The 7788-nt window shown below is 64.4% G+C and carries 7 protein-coding genes; 4 read left to right on the forward strand and 3 right to left on the reverse strand.

What is annotated here, in order from left to right:
- From tssC to JOY90_RS38910, 3 genes are all read right to left on the reverse strand, one after another.
- On the reverse strand, positions 1-1066 hold a 1066-nt coding region (gene tssC / locus JOY90_RS38900), incomplete at its 3' end, for a type VI secretion system contractile sheath large subunit (protein ID WP_291696380.1).
- 40 nt (positions 1067-1106) lie between these two features.
- On the reverse strand, positions 1107-1628 hold the full coding sequence (tssB, locus tag JOY90_RS38905; RefSeq protein WP_291696381.1) for a type VI secretion system contractile sheath small subunit: 522 nt from the start codon (positions 1626-1628) through the stop codon (positions 1107-1109).
- 112 nt (positions 1629-1740) lie between these two features.
- Positions 1741-3213: a type VI secretion system ImpA family N-terminal domain-containing protein gene (locus JOY90_RS38910; protein WP_291696382.1), complete on the reverse strand. Its 1473-nt coding sequence runs from the start codon at positions 3211-3213 to the stop codon at positions 1741-1743.
- A gap of 558 nt (positions 3214-3771) precedes the next feature.
- On the opposite strand from JOY90_RS38910, the gene JOY90_RS38915 reads away from it, so the two are divergent.
- From JOY90_RS38915 to tssK, 4 genes are all read left to right on the forward strand, one after another.
- Entirely contained in the window at positions 3772-5634 is a 1863-nt protein-coding gene (locus JOY90_RS38915) for a type VI secretion system Vgr family protein (protein ID WP_291696383.1), read from the forward strand.
- Positions 5631-6173 (forward strand): hypothetical protein, encoded by a 543-nt coding sequence (locus tag JOY90_RS38920; protein ID WP_291696384.1) that lies wholly within the window; start codon positions 5631-5633, stop codon positions 6171-6173. Before JOY90_RS38915 ends, JOY90_RS38920 begins: the two co-directional genes overlap by 4 nt.
- Positions 6174-6187: 14 nt before the next feature.
- Positions 6188-7486, forward strand: coding sequence for a type VI secretion system-associated FHA domain protein TagH (gene tagH, locus JOY90_RS38925; protein ID WP_367277059.1), 1299 nt, complete (start codon positions 6188-6190; stop codon positions 7484-7486).
- Between the two features lie 31 nt (positions 7487-7517).
- Positions 7518-7788, forward strand: a 271-nt coding sequence (gene tssK / locus JOY90_RS38930) for a type VI secretion system baseplate subunit TssK (protein ID WP_291696385.1), incomplete at its 3' end; no start/stop codon positions are given.

The following is a 7788-nucleotide window of genomic DNA, read 5'->3' on the forward strand; positions in this document are numbered from 1 at the left end:
GGATCAGCGGGATCAGGCCGGATTTCGCCAGCTCCGCTTCGCGGCGGTCGCTGATGGCGATCTCGGTCGGGCACTTCATGTCGACGCCGCCGTCGTCGGTGGGAAACGTGTGCGTCGGCAGGTCTTCGACCTCGCCGCCCGACTGCACGCCGCGAATGCGCGCGCACCAGCCGTATTCCTTGAATGCACGGTTGATGTTGGCGGCCATCGCATAGGAGGCGTTCATCCAGGCGTATTTCTCGCCCTTGTGGCCGTCGGTGTCCTCCTCGAAGGCGAACTCCTCCACCGGCTCGGTCTTGGCGCCGTAAGGCAGCCGGGCGAGCACGCGCGGCATGCAGAGGCCGACATAGCGCGCGTCGTCGGAATCCCGCAGCGACTTCCAGGCCGCATATTCCGGCGTGTCGAACAGCTTGCTGAGATCGCGGGGATTCATCAGCTCGTTCCACGAATCCATGCCCATCAAAGTCGAATCCGCGGCGGCGAAGAATGGCGCATGCGCGGCGCCCGCGATCTTGCTGAGGTCGCGCAATAGCTGCACGTCGGTCGGCAGATGGCTGAAGCTGTAGTCGCCGATCAGGCAGCCATAGGGCTGGCCGCCGAGCTGGCCGAATTCCTCTTCGTAGACCTTCTTGAACAACGGGCTCTGGTCCCAGGCCGCGTTCGGATACAGCCGCAGATGCCGGTAGAGCTCGTTCTTCGAGACGTTCATCACGCGGATCTTGAGCATCGCGTCGGTCTCGGACTGGAACGCGAGATATTTCAGGCCGCGCCAGGCGCTCTCGATCTGCTGGAATTCCGGCGCGTGCAGGATCTCGTTCATCTGCGCCGAGAGTTTCTTGTCGAGCTGCGCGATCATCTCCTCGATCGTGTCGAGAACGTCGGCCTTGATCAGGCTGGTGTCGGCGAGCGCCTGCTCGACCAGGGTCTTGACGGCATTGTCCAGCTCGGTCGCCGCGCGCTCCGTGCGCGGTTTGAAGCTCTGCTTCAAGAGCGTCGCAAACTCGTCCGCATCCTGAGTCTGGGTCTGCACCTGTTGATCGAGGGATCGGACTGTTTCAGTCGCCATGGCTCGCCTTCCAATATGCGTGGAGGATCAATCTCGCGGACTATTTCTCGCCTTCGTCGGCCGGGTCGACGGTGCGGTTCTTCAGCGCCAGCATGAGCTGCGGGTCGGCGAGCAGCTTGCGCAGATGCGCCTCGGCATGGACCTTGCCGTCCATGTAGCGCTGCAGGTTCGCCAGTTGCTGTCTTGCTTCGAGCAGCCTTGCGACCGCCGGAACCTGTCGCGCAATCGCCGCGGGCTCGAAATCCGCCATCTTATCGAAGCGGAGCTGGACGCCCATCTTCTCGTTGGAGTCCTCGACGAGCTTGTTGTCCACGCGGAAGCTGACGCCCGGCTGGATCGCCGCCATTCGCGCGTCGAGATTGTCCATGTCGCAGTCGAGAAACTTGCGCTCGGGGATTTCGGCCTTCTCGACACCCGGCGTGTTGCCGGAGAGATCGGCCATGACACCCATCACGAACGGGATTTCGACCTTCTCCTCGGCATTGGCCGGATTTTCATAGGTGATGTGCACCCGGGGAGGGCGATTCCTGCGGATGAATTTCTGACCGCTTTCCCGTGCCATGTGCTCTACCTCGTCTGTGGGCCCAGGCCGGAATGCCGACCCGAACGATTGCCGATCGAACGAAACTTCTCCGGCCCCGCCTGCGCGCAGCCGCGTCGTCGGATGCAACGCCTCATCTGTCGGCGCCGACGGTCTTCAGCGCCGACTTCGGAAGCACCTCCCGCAGCACGCTCATGAAATCCCGCTCGGCGAGCGCGCGTGCGCGGTCGCACAGCATCGGTATGGGGCTGGACGGCTCCGAATGTCGAAAAAATCGCTGGACCTGGTCGAGCAGGAGGAGCGCCTGCGCGCGCGACTCGACGCGGCACGAGCGAGCTCCGCCGGCAGATGGGGCAGGGGCCGCCGCATGATCGGCACCATCATCGGCCGGCTGCGCCTCCGGCAGCTTGGAAAGCTTGCCGACCGGCAGTTCGAAGAACTGGTCCGAACCGATCTGGAAGGCCGCCTTCTCCATCTGGTTCGGAACCAGCACGCTCATGACCTCGAAGAAGGACTTGCCGATGAGCTGATGTGCCTGACGCACCAAAGGCAGCGTCGGGCTCGAGGGTTCCGAGCCGCTGTAATAGGCTGCGATCGCGGCCAGGGCCTGCTCGGCTTCTGCAAGCGAGGTCGGAGCGCCCTCCGCCATCGCCGCCGCGCTCGCAGCCTGGGCGGCCGTCCGCGCTTCGTCTGCGTTCTCCGCGGAGGCCTGCGCCTGCTCCTCGAGCGCAACGCGCGGATCGACGAGCTTCTGGATCTTGGCGACGAGCACCGCGAGGTTCTCGAGCCCGACCGAGCTGCCCTTTCTTGCAAAGAGCTCGCGGATGCGGCCGAGCGATATCTTGATCGTCGCGACGTGAGTGCGCGTCGCCTCCAGGACATCGAGCGGAGCGGCCGCGATCGCCTCCGCGATCGCGGCTGACGGATGGGTCGGTTCTCCGCTCCGCGGCTTGACCTCGCCGGACGCGATCATCCACGCCCGATAGGTGATGATTCCGACCCGGCCTCCCTCGCACAGCGGTGCGTATTGTAACGGAAAGAAGACGGTCGGGAGGTCGAGCGACTCCAGCGCCGCGATGCGAGCCGCGCCGCCGTCGTCGGGACGGGGATGAACGACATCCCAGAATCCGTCGAGCCATCGGGCGATCGCCGCGACCGACACCGCGAAGCCGCCGAGATCCCGATTCAGGATCAGGAGCCGCGCCCGCATGATGAGCAGGCGCAGGTCGCGGGAGCGCTCCCAGAGCGGGACGATCGCGGTCACGTGGCCGGGCAGGTCGACGCTTGCTCGATCGAACGGCCTGCCGTCCTCGCTGGAGAAGAACGAATTCGGGAGCTCTCCTTCCGTCTGGGCGAAGAAGTTCAGGTAGTCCCGATCGCCGGCTAGATCGAGATCGGGGCCGCACGGATCGGCCTGCGACAGCGGAGTGCACAGCGCGGCAATCGCATGATCGATCGCGCCGGGTTGTGGTGCCGTCCCGGCTCGCGTGTCGGCCGCTGCGACGGCGGCAACGTCCGTCGCTGCTGCCTCGATTGCACTCACGGGCGCCGCCGTCGGCATCGTATCATCGGCTTCGAGAGCAACAGGAAAGACTGCTTCAGTCACCGCGGGTCCTCGCATGCGACGACCGACTGTTGTGGCCACAACGACCGTAAGCCTGGCGCGTGCATCCGTTCGTCCAGAATAAGTCAGACCTGAGCGGGACCGCGAGCAGGCAGCAAATGAACATCTGAAACTCCGCAATGCCTACCGCGATATTCCGGATGAAGCGATCCAGTCAACGTCGCGCGACGGCTTCCGACGACTTTGTCGTCGGAAGCCGTTTCATTGTCGCTTCGATCCGGGTTTCGCATCCCGAGCGGCGGCGCTTTCGATGCTCGTGCTGCTCGATGCAGGTCTCGTCGCCCCGAGGGCGCAACTCTGCGGCGTAAATCCGCTGTCTCGAAAGGCGAACTAATTGATGGCGCAACCGTGGCGTCTCCCGGTCGACTTTGTCGCCAGAGGCCGTTTCATTGTCGCGTCGAGCCGGGCTTTACCCGCCGCGCCGCCGATAATCTGCACTGCAGATTTCCGTTTCGTATTTTGAACCGCAACGCGCGTCATCAGACTACGAGCTGCGGCCGAATTTGCATTTCAGCATCGTCAGGTTTCAGAGGCATTCGTATGGGACAGCTCGATCAAGCCAGCCGTGCGGCGGCGCTCAAGACGCCGTTCGGCGAAAATGTCCTGGTGCTCAAGAGTTTTGCGGGCACCGAAGGATTGGGCGAACCTTTCGAGTTCGACATCGAGGCGTTGAGCGAAGAGGAAAACATCAACTTCGACAACGCGCTCGGTCAGGCGTGCTCGATCAAGCTCAAGACCTACGGGCAGAAGGAACGCTTCTTCACCGGCATTCTCACCAACGCCCAATGGGTCGGCAGCGAGGTCGGCGGCCAAAAGCCCTATTCGCGCTATAACCTCGTGCTGCGGCCCTGGTTCTGGCTGCTCAAGCACAGCGCCAATTGCCGGATCTTCCTCGAAAAGAACGTCAAGGAGATCATCGAGAAGGTGTTCTCCGATCTCGGCTTTTCCAGCGGGACGGATTTCATGTTCCGCACCACGGCCAATTACGACACGATCCCGTACTGCGTTCAGTACCGCGAGAGCGATTTTACCTTCGTCTCGCGGTTGATGGAGCAATGGGGCATCTATTATTATTTCGAGCACAAGGATGCGCGGCACACGATGGTGCTGGCCGATTCGCGTGCCTCGCACAGCGCCATCCCCGAGCTGCCGCAGCTCAATTTTCACAGCCAGGCCCGCGGCTACAACCGCGTCGAGCAGCAGATCGATTCCTGGATTTCGGACCGCCGCTTCTGCACCGGCACGTTTGCGCTCAACGACTACGACTATCTGCAACCGCCCAAGAAATTGCGTGCGCAGAAGGAAACATCCGAGCGCTACGCGCGGGCGCTATGGGAGATCTACGACTATCCCGGCAACTATGACGAGCAGGAGAAAGGCGAGCAGTTCGCGCAGTTCCGGCTGGAAGCCGAGCAGGCGCTGGACCGCAGGCGCAACGCCTCGGGGGAGGCGCCGTCGCTGTTTGCCGGCGGCCTGGTCACGCTGAACCGGCATCCGACCTCCGCCGAAAACGGCGAGTATCTGGTGGTCCGTGCCAGTCACCATTTCGGCAGCCAGTCCTATGGCTCGTTCGGGGCGAGCGACGGAGCCGCCTACAGCGGAAGCTATCAGTTCCTGAAGAGCGACCGCCCGTTCCGCATGCTGCCGGTGACGCCCAGGCCGCGCATCCACGGCATCCAGACGGCCAAGGTGGTCGGCAAGAAGGGTGAGGACAAGGAGGAGATCTCGACCGACGAGCGCGGCCACATCTGGGTCCAGTTCTACTGGGATCGCGAGCCGAAGAAGTCCTGCCCGATCCGCGTGTCGCAATCGTGGGCCAGCAAGCAGTGGGGCGAGCAGTTCATTCCGCGGCTCGGCATGGAGGTCGTGGTCGAGTTCCTGGAAGGCGATCCCGATCGTCCGCTCGTGACCGGATGCGTCTACAACGGCGACAACAAGCATCCCTACAAGCTGCCCGACCACAAGAGCCAGTCCGGCCTGAGGTCCGATTCGACCAAGGGGCACAACGGCTACAACGAGTTCATGTTCGAGGACAAGAAAGGCAACGAGCTGATCCGCATGCACGCGCAGAAGGATCACGAGGTGACGGTCGAGAACTCCGAGAAGTGGACCATCAGTCAGGACCGCCGCACCACGCTGAAGAATGGCGACGACCAATTGAGGCTCGTGAAGGGCAATCGGCTGGTCATGCTCGATTCCGGAGGCCAGATGACGACGTCGGGCGATTCGATAATTCAGATCGTCATCGCAAAAGGGATCACCTCGGTCGAGCTGAATACGTACGAAATCGCCATGCAGGCGCCGGCAATGGTCGAGATCAACGCCCCCCTTGTCACGATCTCCGGCAATCTGTGGGTCAAGGGGGCGATTGGATATGGACCGATTTGCAAGCCCGTGACATGAGCCGGATTCGCTTTGCTACCATTCGGGCGCTGTTCGACAGTTTTCCGGAAGCGCTGCAGAACATCGGCGCCGAGCCGACGGACGAGTCGCCGGTCCCGTTCCTGAGAAAGCTTGCGGCCGAGGGAAAACCCGAGGACGCGGTCGCGGTCTGTGCCTATCTGCTGCCGCGGCGCGAGGCGGTCTGGTGGGGCTGCGCGAGCGCGCGCACGCTGCTCGGCGACAAGTTGCAGGACGATGCAGCCGCCCTGGCGGCGGCGGAAGCCTGGGTGCGGGAGCCGACCGACGAAAATCGGCGGGCCGCGCTCGATACCGGCACCAAGGCTGCCAGCAAGGAGCCGCTGACGTGGTTGGCGCTTGCGGCCGGATGGAGCAGCGGCACGTTCGCATCGACGCCGTTTCCGGTGCCCGCCTACATGACCTCGCGCGCGGTACGCATATCGCTGCTGATCAGCATCCGCCGCGCGGCCTCCGATGCGCGGCCTAAGCTGCTGCAATCCTGCCTTGCCCGGGGCATCGAGCTTGCGGAGGCCGCGCCCTGACGCTGACCCTGCACATCGAGAATGAGGTGAGCCTGCCGGACGGCGGGCCCTTGAGCGTCTCGATCAAGGGCAGGCGCGGCCTCGATATCGGTCGAGATCCCTATCTCGACTGGACGCTGCCGGACCCGAGCCGTTTCATTTCCGGACGGCACTGCGAGGTGCGCTGGCGCGACGGCGCCTACTGGCTTCATGACGTCTCGACCAACGGCACGTTCATGAACGGCGCCGAGAGCCGCCTCAAGGCGCCGCACCGGCTGCGCGACGGCGATCGCTTCGTCATCGGCCAGTACATCATTGCCACGACGCTCGAGGAGGAACTCGCCGAACCGGGCGAGGCCGTACCGGCCTACGCGCCACCTTCCGATGAGGCGTTGTGGGATGCGGCGCCTGCCGCGGCGCCGATCGATCCCCAGCAATTGAAGACGTCCCGGGAGCTTGCTGCCGTCCGACCGGATTTTCTCGATTGGGCGACCGATGTGCCGGTCCCGATCGTGAGCGCCGTCGCGCGACCGTCTGCTTCCTTGCCGTCCGTTGGAAGCGGGCCCGCCGCTCTCGATCTCGAACGGGACGGGTGGGCCGCAGGTCCGCCGCCCCCGCCTGCGCCGCAACCCAATATCCTCCCGCAGCCGATGCCGCGTCGGCCGCGCGCTGAAGGCGCGCAGCCGCGTCGCGCGGCGGCCGCGGAGCCCGAGCCGCCGGCCAGCCTGCCGAGCTCGCTCATTGCCGGCGCGGAGGACGGCGCCGACGCGGATTTCGTCCGGCGAGTCGCACGCGGCGCCGGCCTGCCGGAGAATGCCTTCGCGGGCCGCGACACCGGCGAGCTCGCCGAGCAATTCGGCCGGCTGCTCCGGCTTGCCACCGACAACATGAAGCAACTGCTGGAGGCTCGCCAGCAGGCCAAGCAACTGGCGCGCAGCCCGAGCCAGACCACGGTGCAGGCGACCGACAACAATCCGCTCAAGTTTGCGCCGACCGCGGAGGACGCGCTTCGCATCATGTTCGGCGCCAAGGGGCAGAGCTATCTCGACGCCGAGAAGGCGTTCGCGCAGGGTTTCGACGATCTGAAGCGGCACCAGATCAGGACCTACACGGCGATGCAGCAGGCAGTCGCGCGGTTGATGAAGGACGTCGACCCCGCGGCGATCGAAGCCGCCTCGCAATCCGATCGCGGCCTCGCAGGCATGGTGGGCTCGCGCAAGGCGCGGCTGTGGGACGTCTATGTCGCGCGCTGGCAGGCGCAGGCCGGGCGTCATGACAACGGGATGCTCGACGCGTTCATGAATTACTTTGCGCGATGTTACGGCGGCGAATGAAGATGTCCGGCAATTTTCGAAAGATCCGATGATGTCCTGGTACACCAAGGTGGCGTGGTCGGAAGGTCTCTTCCTCAGGCCCCATCACCTGCAGCAGAACGATCGCTATCACGAGCACCTGCTCGAATCGCGGGTGCGAACCTCGACGCCGTATCCATGGGGCTTCTCCGAGCTCGAGATCGATCGTGATCTGACCCAGCAGAGCAAGTTCGCGTTGCGGCGAGCCGCCGGGGTGATGCCGGACGGCGCGCCCTTCAACATCCCGGCCGACAGTCCCTTGCCTGCGGCGATTGCCGTGCCGG

It is taken from the genome of Bradyrhizobium sp. (assembly GCF_019242285.1).
Taxonomy (GTDB): Bacteria; Pseudomonadota; Alphaproteobacteria; order Rhizobiales; family Xanthobacteraceae; genus Bradyrhizobium.

Excerpts from the sequence above, each read along its gene's own strand:
- JOY90_RS38915 (WP_291696383.1), top strand. The coding sequence starts at position 3,772 with ATGGGACAGCTCGATCAAGCCAGCCGTGCGGCGGCGCTCAAGACGCCG.
- JOY90_RS38920 (WP_291696384.1), top strand. The coding sequence starts at position 5,631 with ATGAGCCGGATTCGCTTTGCTACCATTCGGGCGCTGTTCGACAGTTTT.
- tssB (WP_291696381.1), bottom strand. The coding sequence starts at position 1,628 with ATGGCACGGGAAAGCGGTCAGAAATTCATCCGCAGGAATCGCCCTCCC.